Here is a 25130-nt window from a genome sequence, read left to right on the forward strand (position 1 = left end):
TCAGCATCTATTTTAGTGATTCTGAATCAAGTTCAGAATGACACATGGTTATTAATATTTAGATTTATTGTTGTTGCGTTGACGGTTATTATTGTTGTTGTTGTTATTCTGACGGTTTTTTCCGTTGTTGTTATTATTGCTTCTGCCCCGGTTATTGTTATTATTATTGTTTTGACGAGGATTTTGCGCCCTAAATTCTACTTTGGCCAGGTTAACACCTTCATCAAGTGATAACAATCCACCAGAAAGGTACTTTAAGTCTTTAATAATCGTATCGTCGCTTACATTATCCTTATTCCAGGTAACATAAGCCATTTTCATAAAATTTGCGATGCTCTGAACCATTGCCTTCTTAATTTCGGCATTTTCTTCGCGCATGGCTTTTTCGATCAGGTTTTCAACTGTTTTACCATAATGTTTGTAGGTAATACGTTGTTGCGGATAGGCCAGAGGCTCTGGTTTAATGTAAGCATTTTCGATTAATGGCTTTGGGTACGGACTATCAACATCAATCTGGTAGCCAGAAATAATGTGCAGGTGATCCCAAAGTTTATGCTTAAAATCGGCAACATCACGTAAATGTGGTTGCAAAAAACCCATCAGGTCGATAACCGCCTGGGCATATTTATTACGTTCTTCAATGGTGGGCAATTCGCAGATATACTTCACCATGTTTTGTACGTTGCGGCCATATTCAGATAAAATTAAATGGCTACGCGTAGTATTATAGTCAAAACTCATGTTCAGATAAATTAATGGATAAATTTTCTGGCGATACGAATTATGAAATAACCAGAAGAGTATAGGTTATGAATTCACCGAAATGTCTATTGCCAGATTTTCGTTTTATATACTCAAAGGTAGTAAAAATATTTTATTTCAGGTATCCATACTTGATTTGAGATATTTTAAATTGATGCGATATTTTTTTGAAAATGTTCGTCAGTAGTTCTTGGGCCATTCAGTCCCGCTGTCCCTACTGCCGAAGAAAATCGGCATTCGTTCCCATCGGGTTTATTTAACTGTGGATTAGTGCTTGTCGGGAAAAACCTTTCCAGCGCCAAATAATATAACTAAGCCGTTTTAAGTATTTATGCAGTTGGCTGAAGCCAATCTGTAATGAATTTAGGTCTTAATGTTCTTAACGCCTTAATGATAAAATAAATCTAAACTTCATCACTATTTTTCGGGTAATCAAAAAACACCAGTTCTCCTGTTCCTTTACTTACCATTTGCCACGAATCAAAAGGAAAAGAAATTAACACCATGCCTGCAGTCGGAATGTTGTAAATATCGGCATCGCATAACTCGTTCGCGAAATCTGTAAAACCAGGATTATGACCAAATAGCACAACTTTATCTGCATCATCATTAAGACTATTAACCACTTTAAGCAGGGCTGTGGTATTGGCCTCGTAAATAGATTCTTCAAATTGAATGTGGTCTATATTATAGGCTTCTGCAAAATATTTGGCCGTAGATTTGGCTCTTTTCGCAGGGCTACTTACGATCCGATCTATTTTAAAACCTTTGTTGACTAGTCTTTCGGCCATTTCTGGTGCATTTTCTTTGCCACGTTTATTTAACGGACGGTCGAAATCTTTTAAATCTATATTTCCCCAATCCGATTTGCCATGGCGGACCAGAAGTAGTTGCTTAGCCATTTAGTTTCTCTTTAATTTTGTTTACAATTGTTTCAGGCTTAATTAAATCTATACAGTTTTCAACACCGCAGAGGCACGGTTTGTTTCCATAAATTGAATTTGGCCTTGAAGGGTGCTCAACCTGAATGCAGTCGTTTTCCAATTGTCCGTAACCCAAAAAGCCAGCGTAAGGATGTGTTGGCCCCCAAACAGATACTACAGGTACACCAGCCAGCGATGCCATATGCATGCCAGATGAGTCCATGCTTAACATTAGATCTAAGTTCGATATGATGGCAAGCTCTTCCGTTAAGTTAAAACTGCCGATTACATTATGAGCATTTTTGTACGTTTTTGTCCAGTTTTCGGCAACTGCTTGTTCTGTTTTACCACCACCAAATATGAAAAGTTCGTAACCCAGTTCGTTTAATAAGGCAATTACCTCTTCCATTTTTTCTAAAGCATATACTTTATAAACATGCTGTGCGAAAGGAGATATGCCTACTTTTTTAGTGGCTTTGTTAGCAAACAAATTTTGAGCATTTGCTGGAATTTCCTGTGGAGATTTTTCTATTTTATGGCTTAACTCAACGCTAAATCCCAATTCGCGGAAAACATCGGCATAACGCTCGACGGTTTTTCTCAGTGGTTTAAAAATCTTGTTATTGGTACGTGTTAATGCTTTTTTTTCCGCCCTTCCTTTATCTATCCGTCTAATTTTTGTTCCGGTTAAACGGAAGAAAGTAGAAATTGCCCTGCTTCTCAAATTATCGTGCAGGTCGGCTATTGCGTTTGGTTTATAACTGCGGAGTTCCTGATAGAGTTTGTATAATCCATCAATTCCTTTGTGAGCGGCTTTAGGCTGGATAGGGTGGAAGATGAGGCTGGGGATATGATCGAAAAAGGGTTTAAAAGCAGGCCGACTTACCATGATCAGCTCAACTGTTGGATTTTGCTCAGAAAATTCTTGTAAAATGGAAGCTACCATGGCCACATCGCCCATTGCTGAAAAGCGTAAAACAATAATTTTTTGGGTTGATGACATGACTTTTCGCTTTCAGCTTTGGCCTTTCTGCTTTCTATGCTTTATTATACAATACCGGATTTAAACTCGGATCATTGTACATTTTCATTTGTTTGTACACTCTCATGTATTTTTTGCCTGCTTCAATATCAGCCAATAACTCGTCGATACTGGTTGATAAATCTTCGCGCTGCGATAACAATACATTAAGCTTGGTTTGGCATTGTGCACGATGCTCGGCTGATGCACTTTCGCGTTCGGCCTCTTCCTGCATATGGTAAATTTTTAATGCCAGGATAGAAAGCCTGTCTATTGCCCATGCAGGACTTTCTGTATTGATTTTTGCATCTGGCAAAGCCGAAATTCCCTGATAAAGATTTAAGAAATAACCATCAATAAACTCAACCATATCGGTACGCACCTGGTTTTGTGCATCAATACGTCTTTTCCAGCTCAAACCTTCAACAGGATCAATCTGTGGGTTACGCACTACATCTTCCATATGCCATTGAGCGGTATCGATCCAGTTTTTAATATAAAAAAGATGCTCTAAACTTTCGGCATCATATGGGTTTTCAACCGGATGGTCAATATCATCAAACTTGTGGTAGTCTGTAATTACCTGATTAAATATGCGGTTGGCAATTTCACTTATCATGGGGCAAAGATATTAAATAGATTGATTTTTTCCTGCCGGGTTGATTACACAGATTTTAAGATTACACCGATTTATTTGTGAGATTTAAAACAAGACAGCTTAGGGCCTGTTTCCCTAAACCCTAAACCTTTCTACTATTAAAATACGCTGTTATTTCCTCCAAAGAAAAAGCATTTAAACATTTATCAGCACTTAAACCTCCTTTACGTGCTACCAGAATACCGTAATGCATGTCGTGGAAACCTTCGGTACGGTGTGCATCAGGGTTTACCGACAATAAAACGCCTTTTTCGAGTGCGTAACGGTGCCAGCGCCAGTCTAAATCTAAACGAAGCGGGTTGGCATTGATTTCGATCACGACTTTATTTGCTGCGCATGCATCAATAATTTTTTTATAATCTATCGGGTATCCGGCCCTGCTTAATAATAAACGACCCGTTGGGTGCCCTAAAATGGTGGTATATGGGTTTTCAATAGCTTTTAACAAACGTGCAGTTGCTTTTGCTTCGTCCATGCGTAAATTGCTGTGCACAGAAGCCACTACAAAATCGAATGTTTTTAAAATATCATCCGAATAATCCAATGAGCCATCACTTAAAATATCGCTCTCAATACCTTTGAAGATTTTAAAGGGAGCGAGTTTTTTATTTAACTCATCAATTTCCTGGTGCTGTGCAAAAACACGCTGTTCGTTTAAACCTTTTGCATAAACAGCGGTTTTGGAGTGATCGCAGATCCCTAAATACTGAAGATTTAAGTTTTCTTTACAATATACAGCCATTTGCTCCAGGGTATGTACACCATCACTCCAGGTAGAGTGGTTGTGCAAACTGCCCTTTAAATCTTCGTATTTAATTAAGGTAGGGAGTTTATTTACTTTCGCCAATTCAATTTCATCAAAATCTTCACGAAGCTCCGGTTCGATAAAAGATAAACCTGCTTTGCTGTAAATTTCTTCTTCGTTTGCGAAAGGTCCAGCGCCAGCTAAAGCCAATACTTTTTCAACATGTTCTGTATTTCCGGTTAATGTAAACCATTGTAAATAAAAATCAGCTTTTTCTACCACATCGATTTTTATTCTAAAACCTGCTTCGGTAGTACAGATAAAAGCATTTTCGGCTTCAATAAGCGAAAGTGGCTCGAAAGCAGGTAAGTTTTGTTTAAGGGCATCGATTTGTGCTGTACCAATTACGATTTCCAGCTCATCAATAATCTCACAGGCGCGGCGATACTGACCAGCGAAACCTAAAAGTGCATTGCCGTCAATTTTTGCAGTCCAATCAGAAAGTTGGGTAAATAATGTTTTAGCAAAACCTTCAACCTGAGCATATAAAAACCGCCCGTTGGCTGCGAGTTTAAATTCGATGGCATTTTTGATTTCTTCCTGGGTTTTTAACCCGAAACCCTTGGCTTCAATCAGGCGGTTTTCATTACAGGCATAATACAATTCACCTATACTTTCAATTCCTAAGGTACGCCAGATAATGAATATTTTTTTTGGTCCAATGCCCTTTATAGCCAGCATTTCTACTACACCTTCTGGTGTTTTTTCGAGAATTTCGTTAAGTTCTTTTAATTCTCCTGTTTGGAGAAGTTCTATGATTTTGGATGCCAGTCCTTTACCAATACCCTCAATTTTATCCAGCTCATCCAGAGGTTTGTCTTTTAAGGCAAAAGGCAGTTTATCTACTTTAAAATAGGCATTTGCAACTGATTTAATCTTGAAGGGATTTTCCTCATGCAGTTCCATAAGCTGCGATAACAGGCGTAAGGTGCGGGCGATGGTCTTGTTTTCCATAAGGGGTAAAATTAGGAAATAATGCCTCAAATTTTGACCAAGCTTATTAATTTCTAAACACAATTTTATTAAAGTGTTGTTTTACACTGATGAAATCTATAAAATTTGCCCTCCTGGGATTAAGTATGAGTGTGGCCGCATGTCAATCTGCCCACAAAACAGATCAGCACAAAAAAGATTCAATAAGTAATTTAGCATCTGCTACAGTGCAACCTGTTGATGAAAGGTTTTTGATTGTGGCTGGTCGTTCAGTAGGCGAAATCACACTCGGTGAAGACATGGAGCAGGTTGGGATAAAACTAGGGAGGCCAAATGCAGGTGATGCTGCAATGGGGAAAGCCTGGGGGATTTGGTATAGCGATGATTCGACAGGGAAACACCCAAACGAAATTGCCATTTATTCTTCTTATCGTGATACCAGTATGCTTGTAAAAGATGTAAAACAGATCCGGATTACCTCTAATAAATTTAAAACGCAAGATGGTTTGTCAACAGGTTGCACTTTGGAAGATACGAAATTGAAATTTTCAACTATCGAAAAACTCTCTGCTTACTTAAACGAAGAGAAAGATACCGTACTGGTTTATGACGATAAAAAAGATGGAATTGGTTTTGAATTTTTAAAGGGGAAAAGCATTTCTTTAACCGTTCATCCGGCAAATACTCCGGTTAATACAACTTATTTAACGCTGCACCCTGAGTGGAAACTAATCAAGTAGGGAAGGTGTAAGATAGGAAATGGATGATGTAGTGCGAGGATACCCCCGTTTTCCATCATCCATTGTATATCTTATATCATTATTTTATTACTGCTTCAAATGGCATTCTGGCCTGAATGCCCGAACTTGAAATTACTTTTTTCATCTGTTGGTAAAGCATGTAGTTCTCCCCAAGTTCTTGTTTGGTGTAATAGGTTTTAATCCTGTCGGTACCTTCATCCATTAACGATTTCCATGGGTCTATTACATCCGGATATTCTACCACCTTATAATTTTTTAATTTAGCTTTTTTAGCAGCCGCTTTAATCGCATCGTTAAAACTTCCGATTCTATCGGCCAGGCCGATTTGAACAGCATCTGTTCCAATCCAAACGTGACCGCCGCCAATACTATCGATATAAGCTTTGCTTTTCTTTCTGCCATCGGCCACACGGCTTACAAAGCCGCTGTAAATTCTGTTTAATTCATTCTGGATGATGAATTTTTCTCCTGCAGTCATAGGACGGTTAGTAGCCATTATATCAGCATATTTACCGGTTTTAATACCATCAAACGTAATACCCAGTTTATTGGTCATTAAATTTTGGAAATTCGGGATAATACCAAATACACCGATAGAACCGGTAATGGTATTCGGCTGCACAAAAATACTATCGGCAGCACAACCAATATAATAACCGCCTGATGCAGCCACATCGCCAAAGGATGCAATAACGGGTTTCTCTTTTTTGGTCAATACTATTTCTCTCCAGATTACGTCTGAAGCAAGTGCACTACCTCCAGGAGAGTTTACACGGAGTACAACCGCTTTAATATCGTCATCTAAGCGGGCCTTTCTGATCGCTCTGGAAATCCGTTCCGATCCAATCTGCTTATCAGAACCTTCGCCTCCGCTAATTTCTCCGTTGGCATAAATTATAGCAACTTTATCTTTTCCTTCGCCTGTATCGCTATTGTTTTTGGCATAGTCGTTAATGGAAACAGAACGGACATTCTCTCCTCTGGTTCTACCAGATAATCCTTTTAATTCCTCTAAAATCTGATCTTTGTACTTTAAAGCATCGATCATTTTAAAGTTTACGGCATCTTGCGGCTGCTGCACTTTGTAATTATCAGCAATATTATAGAGACTATCTTTTTGGATATTCCTGCTCTGCGCAATATCACTTAAGAAAGTATTGTACAAACCGCCAACATAAGCTGTAACCTGTTTGCGATTGTAATCACTCATTTTATCTAAAATAAATGGCTCAACGGCACTTTTGTAGTTTCCTACCCTGATGACCTGCATTTCTACACCAACTTTTTCTAATGTTCCTTTAAAGAAAGTTAATTCAGAGCTAAATCCTTTAAATTCTAATGCCCCTTCCGGATTTAAATATACTTTATCGGCTACAGAAGCTAAATAGTAAGCCCCTTGTGTATATACTTCGCTGTATGCAATAATTTTTTTATGAGATTTTTTAAAATCGATCAACGCATTCCTAACCTCGCGTAAGGTTGCAAAACCGGCATTCGGACTGCTCACACTCAGGTAAATACATTTAATATTATCATCTGTTTTGGCTTTTTGAACTGCTTTTAAGAAGTCGTTTAAGCCAATGCCATCTTTTTCTTCGCCCCCAACAATTGGCAGGTTTCCGAATGGATTTTTTGGTGTACGTTCTGTAATGGCCTGGTCTAAATTTAGAAATAATACCGAATTATTAGACACAACAACCGTTTTGTCGCTATCAACAGAAGATATTAAACCCACCACAATTACGAAGCAGATCACAAATACAATGACTATTGATAAGAAAAAGCCCAGCATAGAGGCAAATAAATACTTAAAGAATTCTCTCATTTAAATGTTTTAATTTTGTGTTGTAAAGATATAAAAATACATGATGCTTAATCAAGCTTTAGAGTACTGCACGGCTTATTTGTTACTGGGCGGAAATTTAGGTAATAGGGAGGCGAATTTGAAAAAAGCCATCGAGCTACTGAACAATAAAATTGGTAAGGTGATAGCCATCTCATCTCTTTACGAAACCGCTGCCTGGGGTAAAACCGATCAACCTGCATTTTTAAACCAGGCTGTGGCCCTGCAAACTAATTTAAGCGCTTTGGAAGTTTTAAATCTGGCATTAAGTATTGAGCAGGAACTGGGTAGGGTGAGGAAAGATAAATGGGGAGAACGCTTAATTGATATCGATCTTATCCTTTTTGGAGATCAAATCATCAATATTCCAGATAAGCTTCAGGTGCCTCACCCGTATATGCAGAAAAGAAAATTTGTGATGGAACCCCTGGCCGAGATTGCCCCCGAAGTGATACATCCACTATTGGGAGAAACGATGCTTGATATTTGCAGAAATATTACAGATCCGCTTGAGGTTAAAAAGCTGTAATGTATCAAGTTTCTAATGTATGCGGAGGCGACCAAGGTCATGTGAACTTTTCTTACTTATCAATGCAATGCTATTAAAGTTAAGTAATTATCATTGATTCAAATATAAGGTCGTCATTCCCGCGCAGGCGGGGATCTTAAAGCCTATTGCATTACGATTCCCAATCAAGTTGTTCCAAAGGAACTCCTTTGGAGGGAATGACGATTCCACGCAATATATTAATTCATTAAAATTCCTTGTCATTCATATTGATTTATTTGGGGTTGCTCCCTTAAAATGCAGAAAAGACAAAGCAATATACAGCACCAAAACAAAAGGGATTGCCGCAAATTTTAGAAAAGCAATTAGTATTGCCGATAGGATAAGGAAAATAAATTTGATTTTATTTTTCGCCCAGCTTAAATCGCTGAATTTTAAAGAGAATATTTTGATTTCGCTCACCAGTAAGAAGCTTGTAACTGCTGTAATGGCAATCAGCAAAATGCTGGAAGCAATAACCTGCGGATAATCGTTGGCAATAAACGGCAACGAACAGATAAACAAGGTATTCATTGGTGTATTTAAGCCAATAAAATCTTCTGTTTGCCTTTCGTCATTGTTAAATTTGGCCAAGCGCAAGGCGGAAAAAATAGTGATTAAAAAACCAAAATATGGAAGGTAATCTGATGAATAATCACTTCCTTTTAAAAGATGGAACATCATTACACCTGGCAAGAACCCAAAACTTACCATATCAGCCAAAGAATCCAGGTCTTTTCCTATTGCAGATTTAACATTTAATAAGCGGGCAACCATGCCATCAAAAAAATCGAAAATTCCGGAGAAAATAACGAAATAAGCTGCGGTTTCTAAATTGCCTTTAAATGCAAAAACGATTCCGATACAACCAGATAAAAGGTTTGCACAGGTAATCGCATTAGGGATATTTTTTTTAAGCATGGGGTTAGGCGCTAAACGCATGGGGTTTGAAACGCATTACTCCAAACCCCAAACGCTAAACTTATTTAGCTGTTCATCGAAATTAAGAACTCTTCGTTACTTTTTGTCCCTTTTATTTGAGATTGAACAAATTCCATCGCTTCCTGGCTATTCATATCAGCAAGGTGGTTACGTAATATCCATACGCGCTGTAATGTATCCCTGTCGTGCAATAAATCATCGCGACGGGTGCTTGATGCCGTAATATCGATAGCTGGGAAGATACGTTTGTTCGATAATTTACGATCCAACTGAAGCTCCATGTTACCGGTTCCTTTAAATTCTTCAAAGATCACCTCATCCATTTTAGAACCTGTATCGGTTAATGCAGTAGCCAAAATGGTTAATGAACCACCGTTTTCGATGTTGCGGGCCGCACCGAAGAAACGTTTTGGTTTGTGTAAAGCGTTGGCATCAACACCACCTGATAATATTTTACCTGATGCAGGCGCTGTAGTGTTATACGCTCTCGCCAAGCGTGTAATCGAATCTAAAAGGATTACTACATCATGTCCGCTTTCTACCAGGCGTTTCGATTTTTCTAAAACAATGTTGGCAATTTTAACATGACGTTCAGCTGGCTCATCGAAAGTTGAGGCAATTACCTCAGCTCTTACACTTCGGGCCATATCGGTAACCTCTTCAGGGCGCTCATCAATTAATAAGATAATTAAATAAACTTCAGGGTGGTTTTTAGCAATTGCATTAGCCACTTCTTTCAATAAATTGGTTTTACCAGTTTTAGGCTGTGCAACAATTAAACCACGCTGTCCTTTACCAATCGGTGTAAATAAATCCATAATACGGGTAGAATAATTGTTTGTATCCGTAAATAGGTTTAATCTTTCGGTTGGGAAAAGTGGCGTTAAATAATCAAAAGGAACACGGTCGCGAACCTCAGCAGGGATTCTGCCGTTAATGGTTTCTACCCGAACCAAAGGGAAATATTTTTCACCCTCTTTTGGCGGACGGATGCTCCCTTTTACCGTATCACCGGTTTTTAATCCAAAAAGTTTTATTTGAGACTGAGATACATAAATATCATCAGGAGAAGTTAAGTAGTTGTAATCTGCCGAACGCAAGAAACCATAACCATCAGGCATAATTTCTAAAACACCCTCATTTGTAATTACGTTATCGAAATCCAGGTTGGAGTAACTGTTTTCGTTTTTGTGGTGATTGCCTCCGCCTGGTTGTTTTTGCTGGCGATTTTCATCGCGCTGCGGTTTTTCCTGCTTTTCTTTAGGCTCTTGTTTTTGTTTTGGCGCTACCGGAAGTACTTCTGCACTTTCTTCTATTAAAGCTGAGATTGGTTTTACACTTTCTTCAGCTTCAACAATTCTGTCGGGTTGTCTTTCTGGCTGTTGTTGGTGCTGAGGTTCGTCAAATAATGTTACAGCATCTCTTCTCTTTTCAATTGCTGTTACAGGTTCCGCTTTTGTTAACCTCGCTCTTTTTTTAACAGGCTTATCAGCTGTAGTTGCATCGGGCTTATCGGCTACTACTGTAGATGCTGCTGCCGTAACTTTTGGGGCTTTTGCAGCTTTAGTTTTAGGCGCAGGAGTAGCTGCTATAGGTTCAATTTCGCTATAAGGATCTGCACCAGCTTTAGCGGCATTTATAATTTCTTGTTGGTGTAAAAGGACTTCAACAAGGTCGATTTTTCTTAGGGAGTCGGCACCTTCAATGCCATAGCTTTTTGCTAGCTCACGTAATTCTGTTGTGAGCTTATCATTTAATTCTGTTTTACTAAACATTCTAAATATATATGTTTCAAGAAATTTTTCATTTGTTTATAACGGATGTTTTCTGTTATAAATCTTGCACAGGCTTAAAAAATATTTGTGTTAGTGTAAGCCCGGCTTTTCATTACGTATAAATTCTTAAGGCTATAAAACATTAAATGAGTTCATTAGGGATAATGCTCAAATTGTTTCATAATTGTTTACAAGCTGAATAAAAAGCAATATTTGCTTTTAAAAAATGGTAACAAAAAACAAGTCTTGATAAATTTTTCTGGGATATTCAGATAAACGGTTGAGAAATTATGGTGCAATTGTATGTATTTGAAACGTAATCTGCAAGCAAAAGTTTAAAATGTTTATAAAAATAATTAATGTGCACATTATTTTATCGCTCAGAAAACTTAAAAATCTTCATATTTGCAGCAAATAAGCCCATATATGACCAAGCAGCAACTTTTCGAGCAGATACAAAAAAAACGTTCATTTTTATGTGTCGGATTAGATTCTTCGTTAGATAAGATACCAAAACATTTGTTAAAGTATGAAAATCCAATTCTGGAATTCAATAAACAGATTATCGATGCCACGAAAGATTTGTGTGTAGCTTATAAACCCAATACTGCTTTTTATGAGTGTTACGGCAAAAAAGGTTGGGAAACCTTAACCGAAACCTGGAAATATATTCCAGAAGATATTTTTTCTATTGCGGATGCTAAACGTGGCGACATTGGAAATACCTCTGCCATGTATGCCGAAACATTTTTTAATGCAGCATCGTCTGAGATGAGTTTCGATTCGGTTACCGTTGCACCTTATATGGGTAGCGATTCGGTAACACCATTTTTAACTTTTAAAGATAAATGGGTAATTCTATTGGCTTTAACCTCAAATATGGGGCATGCCGATTTTCAATTGCAGGAAGTTGGGGAAGACAGACTCTTCGAAAAAGTGATTAAAACCTCGCAAGCCTGGGCAACTGATGAGCAGATGATGTATGTGGTAGGTGCAACACGTGGCGCGGCGTTTGGCGATGTACGTAAACTGGCACCAGATCACTTTCTTTTGGTACCAGGAGTTGGTGCACAAGGTGGAGATTTAGGTGAAGTGTGTAAATATGGATTAAATTCGCAATGTGGATTATTGATCAACTCTTCAAGAGGAATTATTTACGCTGGCCAGGGCGAAGACTTTGCTGAAAGAGCCAGGGAAGAGGCCTTAAAACTACAACAGGAAATGGAGCAGATTTTGGTTAAGGCAGAACTTGTGTAATTAATTTTATATTTTATTAGGCTAGCGAGCTCACCAGGGGTAATTTATTTCAGGGTGTTGTTAGCGATAGGATGCTGAGCCCGAAGATTCGGGACAGCATGATCATCGCCTTGGGAATATGTGTCCACACAGTAGGATAACTATCGGATGTTAGCCCTGATTTTAGTTGAGACAGAGATACAATGCTTTGGCCTTACTAAATGGCAATGCAAATGGCCTAAGTTGCATAATGAATAGGTTAATTGTAATTATCGAAATGCATGATGTACTAATATTTGATTAGGTTAATTGCTTTTTTTGCGTAAAAATCCTTATATTTAATTGTTTAGACCTGGCCTATGACGAACCCTTTTGATAATATGGACTTTAAGTCATTACTTGAGCATGTAAAAAAACTTTCAGCTGCCGAAAAAAAAGAACTGATGCAAGTATTAAATCAGGGCCAGCTTCCAGTGGTTAATGAAGAGCAGGTAGCTTATATAAAGACACCCGCAACGTATACATCTTTTGATGCGAAGTGGAAGGAAAGTTTATCGACTTCTGAATTTAAAGCAGCAGCCATTCAGCATATTAATACCTTGCCTTGGAAATAGTACGCTTCAGTCCCCCGGTTCTGATTTAACTTAACGAACTGGTTGATGTGCTTTTTTACGAAAACTATTTCAGTATCCGCGAAAGTGCTATAGATTACGTTATCAGATTGATTGATATTGCTGAAAGCAAAATCGTGAAGAAGCAATATTACATTGCTCCGAAAGCTATTTCTCATCATGGCAGATGGCTAATTCATTTTAATATTAGTCAAAAAACAACCTGGTACTTTGTATTCGAAAAAAGTGAAGATCGTAATTTGGTTACCTATGTTTTTAACAACTACTCCAAAGAAGCTCAAAATTTAAACTTATAAATTAGTTATAGCCAAATAAAATTCATTATCTTCAAGAATGAATTTTCCGGAAGATTTTCTTCATTATGTATGGCAGTTCAGATCGTTTGATTTTAACGATCTGCAAACCACGTGTGGCGAAAATCTGAAAATCATAAACCCAGGCCTGCTCAACAAAAATGCTGGTCCCGATTTTTTTCATGCAAAAATCGAAATTGGAAATACCACCTGGGCGGGAAATGTAGAAATTCACTTAAAATCGTCTGATTGGTTAAAACACAACCACCAGGTTAACCCAGGATATGAAAATGTAATCTTGCATGTAGTTTATGAGCATGATGCTGAAATAACCAGGATGGATGGATCGGTTTTACCAGTTCTGGAATTGAAGAGCCGCATTTCTAATGATCTGATCAGAAAGTACGAAAATCTCTTTCTCACCTTAACCGATTTTCCTTGCATCGCTCAAATAGGAAGGGTAGATGGGTTAATTGTTGATTCTTTTTTATCAAGAACCTTGCTTGAACGTTTTGAGCAGAAAACAAATGCGGTTACAGAAACTTTAAACGAATTAAAGGGGAATTGGGATGAGACTTTCTACCGTTTTATAGCACGTAATTTCGGATTCAAAATAAATGCTCTGCCTTTTGAGCTGTTTGCCAAAGCAGTTCCGCAGCATATTTATGCCAGGCATAAAAACAATCCATATCAGATAGAAGCATTGGTTTTTGGTGCTGCAGGATTTTTAAATGATTATTTTGAAGAAGAATATCCCCAAAAGTTAAAAGCCGAATTTCAGTTTCTCCAAAAGAAATACAATACTACGCCCGTTGACGTTTCATTGTGGAAATTTATGCGCATGCGTCCTCAAAACTTTCCAACCATCCGTTTGGCACAATTTGCAGCATTAATTATAAAAGCCAATCATCTTTTTTCTAAAATTATGGAAATAAAGAATGTGGCTGAGCTGCGTGCGTTATTTGAAAATCTGCCAGTAAATGATTATTGGAGAACACATTATCATTTTAAAAAAGTAACCTCCTCGGTAAATATCCAGATCGGGAAAACATCTGTAGATAATGTGTTGTTAAATACCGTAGCCTTGTTTTTATTCGCTTATGGGAAACATACAGCAACACAATATTTTATCAGTAGGGCAATAAAACTGTTAGAAAGTTTGCCTCCTGAACAAAATGCAATTACTGATAAATTTACAGAAGCTGGGGTGAGGGTAGCGAACGCATTTGCCTCTCAGGGAATTTTACAGCTAAAAAAGCAATATTGCGATGAAAAAAAATGCCTATCTTGCGGTATTGGAATTAAAATTTTAAAACAGAACTAACCAGATACTGATTTCCAGTAAAACTTTCTACCCTATAATTCGTTTTTATATTATGGAATTTCCACACGAGCTAAAAGAACTATATCCTAATCAGATTATTGAGGTTAGGGGGAATGCCGATGCCTTAACTGTTATTTTAAATAAAGATGTAGATATCCATAAATTTAAGGTAGAACTGATCAAAAAGTTTTCGGGACTGGAAGAGCAACAAACACTTTTTATTAAACACGAAGATAAACAGGATTTCGAAAAATTGGTTTTAGAATAAATGAGTATGATTTGCGATTAAAATTTAACCAATTAAATTTGCTAAATTAGATGCTGAAATCAAATGACGGTTTTGGGTTTGGATAATTTTGTTTCGTGCTTGCGATTAAGATTTTTAAAATAAGCTTAAAATGTTACAGAAGATTATAACTTATTTTGAACAGCAGAGTTTTGGAGTTTCTACCTATTTGGCCAATAAGCTGAATATGAGTATCGCTAAAGTGCGCCTGTTTTTTATTTATTCGTCGTTTTTGGCGGTAGGTTTTCCAATATTATTTTATTTTTTGGCAGCTGTTGTGCTAGATATCAGGACGTATATGAAAAGAATGCGGTTGCGGATATGGGAATAGTTCAGTTGGCAGTTAACAGTATTCAGTAGGCAGTTAACAGTATCCGGTTTGTCGTTGATTAAACTGTGAACTACGAACTGATAACTGAATTAATCATCATCTCTTAAAATTTCTGCAATTTCGTTAAAGCCTTTTTCTGCGGCTAAATCTGCTGGCAGTTTTCCGCCTTCCATGCGTAAAGAAACCTCTGCGCCGTGTTCTAACAGTAAAATAATCAATTCGATATTTCCCAATTGTGCAGCAGTATGTAATGGGGCTAAACCTGCTTTCTGACAAACATTCGGGTATGCGCCTGCATCTAACAGCATTTTAGTGATATTGAAATTATTAGCTGCCACTGCTGAGTGGATTGGAAATACATTAAAGCCATTTTTTGATGCCAGGTTAACATCGGCACCTTTTAAAACCAGAAAACGGGCTAATTCTTCATGTCCGAAATAGCAGGCTAAACCAAGTGGTGTAAAGCCATCTTCAGAAAAATCGTTTATACTTTCGGGGTTTTGAAAAATCAATAAGGTAGCCGCATCGAATTTACCAACTGCACAGGCTTCAAATAAGGTTAAATTATCTACAAACTCAGCTATTAAGTCGGCTATTTCTTGCTTTTTGTAGTAACAAGCCAATAATAACGGCGAAATGTGATGAGAAGTATCCAGATTTGCCAATTTTGGATTTTCTACCAAAATTTCTTTTACTGCTTGTAAATTTCCAGCCTCAATTTGCTCTTCGAGTTGCGCTATGCCCATAGTATTGTTTCAAAAATCGCTTTAAATTAACAAAAATTAAGAAATTGTAAACTTTAATGCCTAAATATATTTAGTGTAAGGCAATCTACCAAGACCTCAGAGGTCAAAAAACATGATGTCTAAAAAAATGAGCAACCGGCCGAAAATTGCCAACTGAAAGCTGTTAACCCATTTGGGCGTTACCCAATCCCGTGAAAAACGGGAAAGGGGCGGGCTTTGCAGGGCTGCGCTTCGCTCCGGTACCGATGAAAGATCGGTACTGAACCCTTACAATCCCTAACGCAAACCCACTGTCTTAGCAACCATTAGATTTAAGCCCTAAGAACTACAGATTCAGGTTAAATAAACCTGACAGAACGAAAAGCCCGGAACGAACCGCTCTGTCCGTAGAGTTAAGCATAGCGCCTCTATGGATATAAGAATAAAATTGAGTTTATAACTCGATTAAAACGAGTCACAGACTCTTTCTATTATTAATCCGTAGAGCCCTTCGGAACTCTACGGACAGATATAGATTTAAGCCCTAAGAACTACAGACTCAGGTTAAATAAACCTGATAGAACGAAAAGCCCGGAACGAAGAATGAGTGAGGACTTGAAGTGATAGCAGGACGGTCGCAACCGAAGTGCACAGAACCCTGCTTTTCAAAATAATAGGAGCTGAATCACCTAGTATTTCCCCGCTCTGTCCGTAGAGTTAAGCATAGCGTCTCTATGGATATAAGAATAAAATTGAGTTTATAAACTCGATTAAAACGAGTCAGAGACTCTTTTCTATTATTAATCCGTAGAGCCCTTCGGAACTCTACGGACAGACACGTTAAGCCCTAAGAACTACAGCCTCAGGTTAAATAAACCTGATAGAACGAAAAGCCCGGAACGAAGAATGAGTGAGGACTTGAAGTGATAGCGGGACGGTTATAACCGAAGTGCACAGAACCCTGCTTTTCAAAATAATATGAACTGAATCACCTAGTATTTTCCCGCTCTGTCCGTAGAGTTAAGCATAGCATCTCTATGGATATAAGAATAAAATTGAGTTTATAAACTCGATTAAAACGAGTCACAGACTCTTTTCTATTATTAATCCGTAGAGCCCTTCGGAACTCTACGGACAGACACGTTAAGCCTTAAGAACTACAGACTCAGGTTAAATAAACCTGATAGAACGAAAAGCCCGGAACGAAGAATGAGTGAGGACTTGAAGTGATAGCGGGACGGTCGCAACCGAAGTGCACAGAACCCTGCTTTTCAAAATAATAGGAGCTGAATCACCTAGTATTTCCCCGCTCTGTCCGTAGCGTTAAGCATAGCGTCTCTATGGATATAAGAATAAAATTGAGTTTATAACTCGATTAAAACGAGTACAGACTCTTTTCTATTATTAATCCGTAGAGCCCTTCGGAACTCTACGGACAGATATGGCTAAAAATGGTCGCTATGAATAGAAATTAATCAGGCTGAGGTTATGAGGTCTATAAACAAAAAAATCCCGTTTAACCTCTCCAGGCAAAACGGGATAAAACCTAAAACAAAATCCGTTTCATTTGACAAAACGTAACAACTTGTGTGTTGTTAAAATAATAGACAATAATTTCTGTTTAAGGTTTAATGCCTGATGAATATTTTTATTTAATTTAAGGCACATTAAAAAAATAAGATATAACGATATATTTCCTCGGGTTTAATGCATTGTTTTGAAAAGAGGAGGCATAGTAGAAAGTATATAACAGCTGTGGTTACAATTTGTGATTATTTTTTTTGTAAGGCTTTCGTTAATGCTGCGCAGTTTTATCTAAGTTTGTTCAATATTAAATTATTATAGGATAGAAAATGTCGGTAAGGGGTAACCAGTTTAAAACCAATACATTCAGAGATAAAGGTGCAGAAAGTGCGCCCGGCAGGTCATCATCAGGCAGGCAGCCGAAAGAAAAAAGAGATTTTTTGCCAAGTTTCGACTTGGCAGATGGGCGTGCAGTTAAAATTGTAGGCCTGTTTTTTGTGATATTGTCATTATATTTTTTAATTGCTTTTACCTCGTATTTATTTACCTGGCAAGATGATCAGAGTTATGTAATCGATGCGAACGGCGGTTGGGGCAATCTTTTTAAAACAGCAGAAGAACTAAAGGAAGCAGGTGTTTCTATACCTGTGGTTCAAAACTGGTTAGGTAAGTTTGGTGCTTTGTTATCGCACCAGTTTATTTACGAATGGTTTGGTATTGCATCTTTTTTGTTCGTTTTGGCCTTTTTTATTATCGGCTACCGTTTATTGTTTAAAGTTAAAATCCTTTCTATCTCTAAAACATTAGGTTATAGCTTTTTCTTTTTACTGTTTATTTCGTTAACCTTAGGTTTTGCACATAGCTTTTGGTCAGAATCGCCACATTATTTAGAAGGTGAGTTTGGTTATTGGAGCAATAAATTATTAAGTGCCCAAATTGGCGCAGCTGGTGTTGCAGGATTAATTGCTTTTGCCGGATTAACCATTCTAATCATTGCCTATAATATCGATTTTAAATTTCCGGAACGTAAAGCGAAAGAAGTTTATCTCGATAACGAAACGCCAGATTACGTAAACGATATTAGAGCACAGGCAGTAAAAAACAAAACTTTCGAAGAAGAACCATCAGCACCTATTGAATTTCCGGTGCACGATAAGCCTGTAGGTAACGAACGTAAACAACAAAACGTCGTATTGCAGCCAAGTCGTTATGAAGAAAAAGAAGAGGAAGAAACTGTAGCACCTGTGGTATTATCCCCGTTGGCTGCTAATTTGCCACTGGCTACTGCTGCAGCTTCATCACTGCCTTTAGTAGTAGAACCGCCAATTGAAACCGAAAAGGAACCCGCTTTTACAATAGAAAAAACTGAAGAAGATAAAAAATCGGATGATCTGGTTGAACAGTTTGGTAATTATGATGAAAAACTAGATTTATCTGGTTATAAATACCCAACAATAGATTTGCTCGAGAATTATGGCACCAATAAAATTTCGGTAAATGCCGAAGAATTGGAAGCCAATAAAAATAAAATTGTAGAAACGCTTAATCATTACAATATTGAAATTGATAAGATTAAGGCAACCATTGGCCCAACGGTTACCCTTTACGAAATTATTCCGGCCCCTGGGGTAAGGATTTCGAAAATTAAAAACCTGGAGGATGATATTGCACTTTCGTTAGCGGCCTTAGGTATCCGTATTATTGCACCAATGCCTGGTAAAGGTACCATTGGTATCGAGGTGCCGAACCAACACCCTGAAATGGTGCCCATGCGGAGCATTCTAAATACCGAAAAATGGAGCCAAACCACTATGGATTTGCCTATTGCGTTAGGTAAAACCATTAGTAACGAGGTGTTTATTGCCGATTTGGCTAAAATGCCTCACTTACTGGTGGCAGGGGCAACCGGTCAGGGTAAATCGGTGGGTATTAATGCCATTCTGGTTTCGCTATTGTTTAAAAAACACCCCGCGCAGTTAAAATTCGTGCTTGTTGATCCAAAGAAAGTAGAGTTAACGCTGTTTAACCGTATTGAAAGGCACTTTTTAGCTAAACTTCCGGGCGAGGCCGATGCCATTATTACAGATACCAAAAAAGTTGTAAATACGCTAAACTCACTTTGTATCGAAATGGATCAGCGTTACGATTTGTTGAAAGATGCGCAGGTTAGGAATTTAAAAGAATACAACGATAAATTTGTTAAACGCAAGCTTAATCCAAATAACGGGCACCGCTTTTTACCTTTCATTGTTTTAGTGGTTGATGAGTTTGCCGATTTAATGATGACAGCAGGTAAAGAGGTGGAGGCACCAATTGCACGTTTGGCACAATTAGCCCGGGCTATTGGTATTCACTTGGTTCTGGCCACACAGCGTCCATCTGTAAATATTATTACAGGTACCATTAAAGCCAACTTCCCGGCCAGGTTAGCCTTTAGGGTATTGTCGAAAATCGACTCAAGAACCATTTTGGATAGTGGTGGCGCCGATCAGTTAATTGGCCGTGGTGATATGCTTTTATCTACAGGTAGCGACTTAATCAGGCTACAGTGTGCTTTCGTTGATACACCTGAGGTAGACCGCATTTCTGAATACATTGGTAACCAACGCGGTTATGCTGATGCTTACCAACTGCCTGAATATATAGATGAAGCAGGAGAGGGCAGTAAAGCCGATTTTGACCCTAATGAACGCGATAAGTTCTTTGAAGATGCAGCCAGACTGATTGTGATGCATCAGCAGGGCTCTACATCCTTAATACAACGCAAACTAAAATTAGGCTACAACAGGGCTGGCCGCATTATCGATCAACTAGAGGCTGCGGGTATTGTTGGTCCGTTTGAAGGAAGTAAGGCGCGCGAAGTTTTGTACCCGGATGAATATTCTTTGGAACAGTTCTTGAATAGTATGGATGACAAGGACTAGATTAAACCATTTAACAATAATCTACTCTAACGTTTCAAAGGAAAAATTTAAAAAAGAAAAGATGAAGAAATTAATTTCGGCATTAATGGTTGTAGTTGCTTTTACAACTTCAACTTATGCTCAAACTGATGCGAAAGCTAAAGCCATTTTAGCGGAGGTGAGTAAAAAATACAAATCGTATAATGTAGTTAAAACAGATTTTACCTTCACTTTGGATAACCCAAAGGCAAAAGTAAAAGAAACCCAGCAAGGTACTTTGTATGTTAAAGCGAACTCTAATAAGTATAAAGTAGCCATGACTAACCAGGAATTGTTTAGTGATGGTAAAAGCCAATGGACTTATTTGAAAAAAGACAAAGAAGTGCAGGTAAGTAATGTAGATAACAGTGGCGATGCCATTAACCCTGCTAAAATTTTCACTGTTTATGAGAAAGGATTTAAATACGTTTATACCGGCGATGAAAAAGTAGGGGTAAAACTTATCAAATGATCGATTTAACTCCTGTAGATGCTAAAAAATCGATTTTTAAAGTACGTTTAAGTATCGATAAAACAGCTAAACAAATTGCAAACGTGGTGTTGTTCGATAAAAATGGAAACAAATACACTTACAATGTGAAAACTTTTTCGCCAAATGTAAATGTACCGGAAACTACCTTTGCTTTCGATGCCAAAAAATATCCTGGTGTAGAAGTGGTAGATTTAAGATAATTGTTATTACCGCCAAGGCGGGATGAAACCTGAAAGGTTCAGTTGGAAACAGCTGAACCTTTTTTTGTGTGCAAAAAAAAAATCAGCGGATCATTATATGAGTAATATTTGTGTTTTGACTGTTTATGTTTACAAATGTTTTCCGGGAACGTTTGCACACAAAAACATGGTTTTAATGGCTATTGTGTCTTTTTGTGATTAATTTCATGTCAATATCATAACCAAATATAAAATCTAAAACATGAAAAAGAACTCAAGTATCCTTGTGCTAGGGATGGCCATTGCGCTTCTAAATAGCAAAAATGAAATCGAATTCAGTTCAGAAAGCAGTAACGGTCTATCAACGGTTTCTGCAAACACATCAGCAACCTCTGTAACAAGGGTTAGTACTACGGTAAGTACCGAGGCTGCACTAAAAGCAGCCATAGCCAATGCACAGGCTGGAGACATTATCACGATTAGTGGAACAATTAATCTAACCAGTACACTTCAACTGTTAAAAAGTGGGACAGCCAGCTCAAAAATTAACTTTACAGGTGGTGTTTTAAACTGCTCGGGCATTCCGGCCGGAAACTGGGGTGTAAAAGTGAATGGCAGTTATTGGAACATTACCAATATGACCATTAAAAATGCACCCGATTGTGGTATTGTGTTCCAAACTGGAGGTTATAATTATGTTTATAATGTAACTACCTCTGGTAATCAAGATTCAGGTTTGCAGATTTATAACGGATCGCACCACAACAACATCAGTTATTGTACCTCATTTGATAATTATGATGTAGCCAATGGGGGCGAAAATGCAGATGGTTTTGCCTGTAAACTTTCGGCAGGGGTAAGCAATCAGTTTGACCATTGCAACGCATATCATAACTCAGATGACGGATGGGATCTTTATGGGCAACCCTATACTGTTACGATTACCAATTGCACTGCCACCAATAACGGGTATGGGGCCAATGGCGATGGTAATGGATTTAAGTTGGGTAGTGCAGGGCAAAATGTACCGCATACAGTTACTAATTGTACTTCAAGTAATAATAAAGGGAGCGGTTATGATGGTAACGGAAATACCGGTCACATTACCACTACAGGCAGTGGCGGAACAGGTAATGTTAATGCTCTTTTTTACAGGATTTACTAGTACAGGATTTTTAATTTAAACCAGGTAATAGAGGTACTAATACAAAAGGTTCAATTGATAACAACTGAGCCTTTTGTGTTTTGAAGAAAGTTTTTTACCTATATCGTTATGCTGATCCGATAGCTATATTTTATTAGCGTGTTCCTATCTGATTTAAAGAGCCAATAGTTACTTCGCGGTCAGCATCTATTTAGTGTTGTAGACTTTTAATTAAATTCATGGAAGACATATTGCTTTTTTTGAAAAGCAGTTGCAGTAATCTTTAGGTTACACCAGTCCAGCCATTCGCTATGGCACCGATTTAAATTCTGCTATGTGGAGTACTTCTTTTTTGAGAATAGTTTAAGCGTCACACTAGCTTGCTTTAATAACACACAGGTTTTAGCGAAGAACGCCGTCAATCCCAAGAGCCAGAGAAATCAAAAAAAACAGGTGCAGTTCAGGTAAATTGGCACTAACAAACCTGAAACGCAGTGGTTTTGTGTTCATAAACAATGATTCAAAGCTTTCAAAAGAATTGAACACGATCGCCTTAAGAATATATGCTAAAAACAAATACAGGTAATGTAGATGTGTCCACACGATAGGCCTGCGCGGGAGAGACGACCCCTCTATTGGAGTCTGTCATTGATAGGGATTAGTAAATCGGATTATAGGAATTCGTAACCGATTGATCCAGAGCCCTGATTTTCTACATGTTTTAGAAATGAACATAGTGGTTGATAAATTTTTCATCATGTGTTTATGAATGCTGCGCAGATTTATCTAAGTTTGTTTCCAATGTCATTGCCACTAACAAACCATACTTTAGAGAAATTAGAAGCCCTGCTTTTTGCTATGGGTTATAAGGTTCGTTACGAGAAAGGGAACTTTAAAACAGGTTCTTGCCTGCTCGAGCACAATAAAGTTGTTGTAGTCAATAAATTTTCAAATCTGGAAGGAAAAATTGCTGCATTGGTAACTTTGGTTAAGCAAACCAATACAGATGAAAACCTGTTAGAAGAAAAACAGCGCCAATTCTACCTATCCTTACAGCAAACCGAATTATTTTAATGAAGATACAACTCCAGCATTACAGTTATAGAAAGGAAAGTTTAAGCAGATGAAGGTTACTTTTTTAGGTACTGGTACATCACAAGGCGTTCCTGTAATTGCTTGTAATTGCGAAGTTTGTTTATCTGCTGATAAAAGAGATAACCGCTTACGGACATCAATATTAATTGAAACAGCCGATAAAACCATTGTGGTAGATAGTGGGCCTGATTTCCGTTACCAGCTTTTACGCGAAAAGGTAAAAGACCTGGATGCGGTATTGTTTACGCACGAACACAAAGACCATATTGCTGGTTTAGATGATATCAGGCCGTTTAATTACCTGCTGCATAAGGTAATTGACGTTTATGCAACAGACAGGGTTCAAACGGCATTGAAAAGAGAATTTTATTACATCTTTGCTGAAACCAAATACCATGGTTTGCCACAGATTAATCTGCACACCGTAACCAATGGCGAAGATTTTAAAATTGGCGAAAGTACCATTATTCCTTTTGAAGTGATGCACCATTTATTGCCTATCACAGGGTACAGAATTGGCGATTTTACTTATATTACCGATGCCAAAACGATATCAGAACAAAGTTTCGAAAAAATAATGGGAACAAAAATACTGGTAATTAATGCTTTGCAGAAAGAACCACATATTTCTCATTTTACTTTAAGCGAGGCCATTGCCTTTGCGCAAAAGGTTGGCGCAGAAACCACTTATCTTACACACATCAGCCATAATCTGGGTAAACATGCCGATGTAGAAAGAGATTTACCATCGAACATCAGGTTGGCTTACGATAGGCTTAGTTTAGAATGTTAGCGTTATTTAACGTCAAAGTTTCATTTGTTTGTGATCAAAAAACAAAACTGCCGCAATATGTACTCGCAGATATTCCCATTCTGTCGTCTGCAATGAAAGCTATCCAGGTGTGAAATGTTCTTCCTTTATAAAAAGAAGGAATTTCCAGGCTTTCCCTTTCTTTAAACCGCCTGGCACCACCTGTTTCATAGATAGCCGTTTTGTTGTCCACATCATAAACCATTAACATTACCTGGTCATGTTTCCTGTTGTAATCGTCGTTAGCATTATCCGTCCAGCTGAAATGTACACCCGCATCGTCGTGTTCCAACTTGACACCCTCCGCACCGGTGAGGTTTCCAAAGCTTAAACGCACAGCCGCATAGTCGATTTCACCGTCGGCATTTTGGGCATTCAGCATGTTATAGGATTTTGCAACATTATGGGCGGTCATCATGCGTTTTTTCGACTCCAGGTTAAAACCAATCCGGATAAAACCAACAATAGGGCTTAAGAAGGTCTGCATCATGGTAAAACGAGATCTGCAGGTCTTCTGATCAGCACTACCGATTTTGTTTTTTATCGATTTTCTGCGTTTGCTCCTGATGACCCATTTCCCGTTCAGGTAATAACCGGTCACGGCACCCACCGTCCCGGTGAAACCGCCGTTAATTCCATTTTCTATTTTTCCCATGATTGCATTAACTTATATTATACAATATAGCAAATTGCTGATTAATAAACAAATAAGTTGTATTTACTTCTGATTTACGTCGGCTTTTATACGGATATAATTGTCATAAGTCCGACGAAACCCCGTCTTAAATGCGGCAAAAGTCCGTCTAAATAATTACGCAGTTATGTTGGTATCCAATATTGGAATAAGTTTACCATGTTAAGATTTGCTTTCCGGAATATTAGTTCAAAAAAATATTTTATGAATGTTGCAGCGCACTAGGGTTAATTTATATATTTGCAAACTTCAAACCCAGGTGGCGGAATTGGTAGACGCACCAGCTTGAGGGGCTGGCGCCCGTATGGGTGTGGGAGTTCGAATCTCCTCTTGGGTACAAAGAGTTTGGTTTTTACCAAACTCTTTTGTTTTTTATAACTATGGCAACCATGTGGGATTCGTCCCAATAGCCTTCTCTTTGAATAACCCAAAGTTGAACTATTTCAATATT

At 38.0% G+C, this 25130-nt stretch carries 24 protein-coding genes and 1 tRNA gene; 15 read left to right on the forward strand and 10 right to left on the reverse strand.

Annotated elements, in window-relative coordinates; all coding sequences use genetic code 11:
* Positions 1–51: 51 nt before the first annotated feature.
* The 5 genes from H9N25_RS04685 to H9N25_RS04705 form a co-directional block, all read right to left on the reverse strand.
* Positions 52–741, reverse strand: coding sequence for a DUF4290 domain-containing protein (locus H9N25_RS04685; RefSeq protein ID WP_190328106.1), 690 nt, complete (start codon positions 739–741; stop codon positions 52–54).
* Between the two features lie 425 nt (positions 742–1166).
* Positions 1167–1664 (reverse strand): SixA phosphatase family protein, encoded by a 498-nt coding sequence (locus H9N25_RS04690; RefSeq protein WP_190328107.1) that lies wholly within the window; start codon positions 1662–1664, stop codon positions 1167–1169.
* On the reverse strand, positions 1657–2688 hold the full coding sequence (locus H9N25_RS04695) for a glycosyltransferase family 9 protein (RefSeq protein WP_190328108.1): 1032 nt from the start codon (positions 2686–2688) through the stop codon (positions 1657–1659). The genes H9N25_RS04690 and H9N25_RS04695 overlap by 8 nt, the downstream gene beginning before the upstream one ends.
* Before the next feature lie 34 nt (positions 2689–2722).
* Positions 2723–3325: a DUF4254 domain-containing protein gene (locus H9N25_RS04700; protein ID WP_190328109.1), complete on the reverse strand. Its 603-nt coding sequence runs from the start codon at positions 3323–3325 to the stop codon at positions 2723–2725.
* Between the two features lie 121 nt (positions 3326–3446).
* Positions 3447–5123, reverse strand: coding sequence for a DNA polymerase/3'-5' exonuclease PolX (locus H9N25_RS04705; RefSeq protein WP_190328110.1), 1677 nt, complete (start codon positions 5121–5123; stop codon positions 3447–3449).
* A gap of 89 nt (positions 5124–5212) precedes the next feature.
* Between H9N25_RS04705 and H9N25_RS04710 the strand changes: the two genes are divergently transcribed.
* On the forward strand, positions 5213–5842 hold the full coding sequence (locus tag H9N25_RS04710; RefSeq protein ID WP_190328111.1) for a hypothetical protein: 630 nt from the start codon (positions 5213–5215) through the stop codon (positions 5840–5842).
* A 79-nt stretch (positions 5843–5921) separates the two neighbouring features.
* Here the strand turns inward: H9N25_RS04710 and sppA are convergent, their stop codons facing one another.
* A complete protein-coding gene (sppA, locus tag H9N25_RS04715; RefSeq protein ID WP_190328112.1) occupies positions 5922–7688 on the reverse strand; it encodes a signal peptide peptidase SppA in 1767 nt (588 codons plus the stop codon).
* 40 nt (positions 7689–7728) lie between these two features.
* On the opposite strand from sppA, the gene folK reads away from it, so the two are divergent.
* Positions 7729–8235: a 2-amino-4-hydroxy-6-hydroxymethyldihydropteridine diphosphokinase gene (gene folK, locus H9N25_RS04720; RefSeq protein WP_190328113.1), complete on the forward strand. Its 507-nt coding sequence runs from the start codon at positions 7729–7731 to the stop codon at positions 8233–8235.
* Between the two features lie 243 nt (positions 8236–8478).
* Here folK and pssA read toward each other — a convergent pair whose 3' ends face one another.
* Both pssA and rho read right to left on the reverse strand, forming a co-directional pair.
* Positions 8479–9174, reverse strand: a complete 696-nt coding sequence (pssA, locus tag H9N25_RS04725; protein ID WP_190328114.1) for a CDP-diacylglycerol--serine O-phosphatidyltransferase — start codon at positions 9172–9174, stop codon at positions 8479–8481.
* Positions 9175–9239: 65 nt separating this feature from the next.
* Positions 9240–10970 carry a transcription termination factor Rho gene (rho, locus tag H9N25_RS04730; protein ID WP_169502042.1) on the reverse strand — a complete coding sequence of 577 codons (1731 nt, stop codon included), beginning with the start codon at positions 10968–10970 and terminating at the stop codon, positions 9240–9242.
* A gap of 426 nt (positions 10971–11396) precedes the next feature.
* On the opposite strand from rho, the gene pyrF reads away from it, so the two are divergent.
* The 6 genes from pyrF (at position 11397) to H9N25_RS04760 (ending at position 15072) form a co-directional block, all read left to right on the forward strand.
* Positions 11397–12227, forward strand: a complete 831-nt coding sequence (gene pyrF / locus H9N25_RS04735) for an orotidine-5'-phosphate decarboxylase (RefSeq protein ID WP_167293631.1) — start codon at positions 11397–11399, stop codon at positions 12225–12227.
* Positions 12228–12565: 338 nt separating this feature from the next.
* Complete coding sequence (locus H9N25_RS04740) at positions 12566–12820, forward strand: hypothetical protein (RefSeq protein ID WP_190328115.1); 255 nt, start codon at positions 12566–12568, stop codon at positions 12818–12820.
* 47 nt (positions 12821–12867) lie between these two features.
* Entirely contained in the window at positions 12868–13134 is a 267-nt protein-coding gene (locus H9N25_RS04745; RefSeq protein WP_190328116.1) for a hypothetical protein, read from the forward strand.
* Between the two features lie 37 nt (positions 13135–13171).
* Positions 13172–14455, forward strand: a complete 1284-nt coding sequence (locus H9N25_RS04750) for a DUF2851 family protein (protein WP_190328117.1) — start codon at positions 13172–13174, stop codon at positions 14453–14455.
* 52 nt (positions 14456–14507) lie between these two features.
* Positions 14508–14723, forward strand: coding sequence for a hypothetical protein (locus H9N25_RS04755; protein WP_167293635.1), 216 nt, complete (start codon positions 14508–14510; stop codon positions 14721–14723).
* Between the two features lie 130 nt (positions 14724–14853).
* A complete protein-coding gene (locus H9N25_RS04760) occupies positions 14854–15072 on the forward strand; it encodes a PspC family transcriptional regulator (protein ID WP_190328118.1) in 219 nt (72 codons plus the stop codon).
* A gap of 89 nt (positions 15073–15161) precedes the next feature.
* Here the strand turns inward: H9N25_RS04760 and H9N25_RS04765 are convergent, their stop codons facing one another.
* Positions 15162–15818 carry an ankyrin repeat domain-containing protein gene (locus H9N25_RS04765; protein WP_167293637.1) on the reverse strand — a complete coding sequence of 219 codons (657 nt, stop codon included), beginning with the start codon at positions 15816–15818 and terminating at the stop codon, positions 15162–15164.
* A gap of 1832 nt (positions 15819–17650) precedes the next feature.
* Between H9N25_RS04765 and H9N25_RS04770 the strand changes: the two genes are divergently transcribed.
* The 6 genes from H9N25_RS04770 to H9N25_RS04790 all read left to right on the forward strand — a co-directional run bounded on the left by H9N25_RS04770 (position 17651) and on the right by H9N25_RS04790 (position 23967).
* A complete protein-coding gene (locus H9N25_RS04770) occupies positions 17651–20245 on the forward strand; it encodes an FtsK/SpoIIIE family DNA translocase (protein WP_167293638.1) in 2595 nt (864 codons plus the stop codon).
* 61 nt (positions 20246–20306) lie between these two features.
* Positions 20307–20735, forward strand: coding sequence for a LolA family protein (locus tag H9N25_RS04775; RefSeq protein WP_269076712.1), 429 nt, complete (start codon positions 20307–20309; stop codon positions 20733–20735).
* Positions 20732–20956: a LolA family protein gene (locus tag H9N25_RS25195; RefSeq protein ID WP_269076713.1), complete on the forward strand. Its 225-nt coding sequence runs from the start codon at positions 20732–20734 to the stop codon at positions 20954–20956. Before H9N25_RS04775 ends, H9N25_RS25195 begins: the two co-directional genes overlap by 4 nt.
* A 241-nt stretch (positions 20957–21197) precedes the next feature.
* Positions 21198–22100: a right-handed parallel beta-helix repeat-containing protein gene (locus H9N25_RS04780; RefSeq protein ID WP_223833584.1), complete on the forward strand. Its 903-nt coding sequence runs from the start codon at positions 21198–21200 to the stop codon at positions 22098–22100.
* Positions 22101–22880: 780 nt separating this feature from the next.
* Positions 22881–23153: a hypothetical protein gene (locus H9N25_RS04785; protein WP_167293640.1), complete on the forward strand. Its 273-nt coding sequence runs from the start codon at positions 22881–22883 to the stop codon at positions 23151–23153.
* A 49-nt stretch (positions 23154–23202) separates the two neighbouring features.
* Positions 23203–23967 carry an MBL fold metallo-hydrolase gene (locus H9N25_RS04790; protein ID WP_190328119.1) on the forward strand — a complete coding sequence of 255 codons (765 nt, stop codon included), beginning with the start codon at positions 23203–23205 and terminating at the stop codon, positions 23965–23967.
* Positions 23968–24001: 34 nt separating this feature from the next.
* Here H9N25_RS04790 and H9N25_RS04795 read toward each other — a convergent pair whose 3' ends face one another.
* Positions 24002–24640 (reverse strand): DUF6266 family protein, encoded by a 639-nt coding sequence (locus H9N25_RS04795; protein ID WP_190328120.1) that lies wholly within the window; start codon positions 24638–24640, stop codon positions 24002–24004.
* Between the two features lie 292 nt (positions 24641–24932).
* On the opposite strand from H9N25_RS04795, the gene H9N25_RS04800 reads away from it, so the two are divergent.
* Positions 24933–25016 (forward strand) — tRNA-Leu (locus tag H9N25_RS04800).
* Positions 25017–25130: the final 114 nt, after the last annotated feature.

Source organism: Pedobacter riviphilus (assembly GCF_014692875.1).
GTDB lineage: Bacteria > Bacteroidota > Bacteroidia > Sphingobacteriales > Sphingobacteriaceae > Pedobacter > Pedobacter riviphilus.

What these genes read in the sequence shown, in the direction of transcription:
- H9N25_RS04700 (WP_190328109.1), bottom strand. Translation starts at nt 3,325, where the DNA reads ATGATAAGTGAAATTGCCAACCGCATATTTAATCAGGTAATTACAGAC.
- H9N25_RS04790 (WP_190328119.1), top strand. Translation starts at nt 23,203, where the DNA reads ATGAAGGTTACTTTTTTAGGTACTGGTACATCACAAGGCGTTCCTGTA.
- H9N25_RS04775 (WP_269076712.1), top strand. Translation starts at nt 20,307, where the DNA reads ATGAAGAAATTAATTTCGGCATTAATGGTTGTAGTTGCTTTTACAACT.
- H9N25_RS25195 (WP_269076713.1), top strand. Translation starts at nt 20,732, where the DNA reads ATGATCGATTTAACTCCTGTAGATGCTAAAAAATCGATTTTTAAAGTA.
- pssA (WP_190328114.1), bottom strand. Translation starts at nt 9,174, where the DNA reads ATGCTTAAAAAAAATATCCCTAATGCGATTACCTGTGCAAACCTTTTA.
- H9N25_RS04770 (WP_167293638.1), top strand. Translation starts at nt 17,651, where the DNA reads ATGTCGGTAAGGGGTAACCAGTTTAAAACCAATACATTCAGAGATAAA.
- H9N25_RS04705 (WP_190328110.1), bottom strand. Translation starts at nt 5,123, where the DNA reads ATGGAAAACAAGACCATCGCCCGCACCTTACGCCTGTTATCGCAGCTT.
- rho (WP_169502042.1), bottom strand. Translation starts at nt 10,970, where the DNA reads ATGTTTAGTAAAACAGAATTAAATGATAAGCTCACAACAGAATTACGT.
- H9N25_RS04765 (WP_167293637.1), bottom strand. Translation starts at nt 15,818, where the DNA reads ATGGGCATAGCGCAACTCGAAGAGCAAATTGAGGCTGGAAATTTACAA.
- H9N25_RS04780 (WP_223833584.1), top strand. Translation starts at nt 21,198, where the DNA reads ATGAAAAAGAACTCAAGTATCCTTGTGCTAGGGATGGCCATTGCGCTT.
- H9N25_RS04740 (WP_190328115.1), top strand. Translation starts at nt 12,566, where the DNA reads ATGACGAACCCTTTTGATAATATGGACTTTAAGTCATTACTTGAGCAT.
- H9N25_RS04685 (WP_190328106.1), bottom strand. Translation starts at nt 741, where the DNA reads ATGAGTTTTGACTATAATACTACGCGTAGCCATTTAATTTTATCTGAA.
- folK (WP_190328113.1), top strand. Translation starts at nt 7,729, where the DNA reads ATGATGCTTAATCAAGCTTTAGAGTACTGCACGGCTTATTTGTTACTG.
- H9N25_RS04760 (WP_190328118.1), top strand. Translation starts at nt 14,854, where the DNA reads ATGTTACAGAAGATTATAACTTATTTTGAACAGCAGAGTTTTGGAGTT.
- H9N25_RS04695 (WP_190328108.1), bottom strand. Translation starts at nt 2,688, where the DNA reads ATGTCATCAACCCAAAAAATTATTGTTTTACGCTTTTCAGCAATGGGC.
- H9N25_RS04785 (WP_167293640.1), top strand. Translation starts at nt 22,881, where the DNA reads ATGTCATTGCCACTAACAAACCATACTTTAGAGAAATTAGAAGCCCTG.
- H9N25_RS04755 (WP_167293635.1), top strand. Translation starts at nt 14,508, where the DNA reads ATGGAATTTCCACACGAGCTAAAAGAACTATATCCTAATCAGATTATT.
- H9N25_RS04795 (WP_190328120.1), bottom strand. Translation starts at nt 24,640, where the DNA reads ATGGGAAAAATAGAAAATGGAATTAACGGCGGTTTCACCGGGACGGTG.
- sppA (WP_190328112.1), bottom strand. Translation starts at nt 7,688, where the DNA reads ATGAGAGAATTCTTTAAGTATTTATTTGCCTCTATGCTGGGCTTTTTC.
- pyrF (WP_167293631.1), top strand. Translation starts at nt 11,397, where the DNA reads ATGACCAAGCAGCAACTTTTCGAGCAGATACAAAAAAAACGTTCATTT.
- H9N25_RS04750 (WP_190328117.1), top strand. Translation starts at nt 13,172, where the DNA reads ATGAATTTTCCGGAAGATTTTCTTCATTATGTATGGCAGTTCAGATCG.
- H9N25_RS04710 (WP_190328111.1), top strand. Translation starts at nt 5,213, where the DNA reads ATGAAATCTATAAAATTTGCCCTCCTGGGATTAAGTATGAGTGTGGCC.
- H9N25_RS04690 (WP_190328107.1), bottom strand. Translation starts at nt 1,664, where the DNA reads ATGGCTAAGCAACTACTTCTGGTCCGCCATGGCAAATCGGATTGGGGA.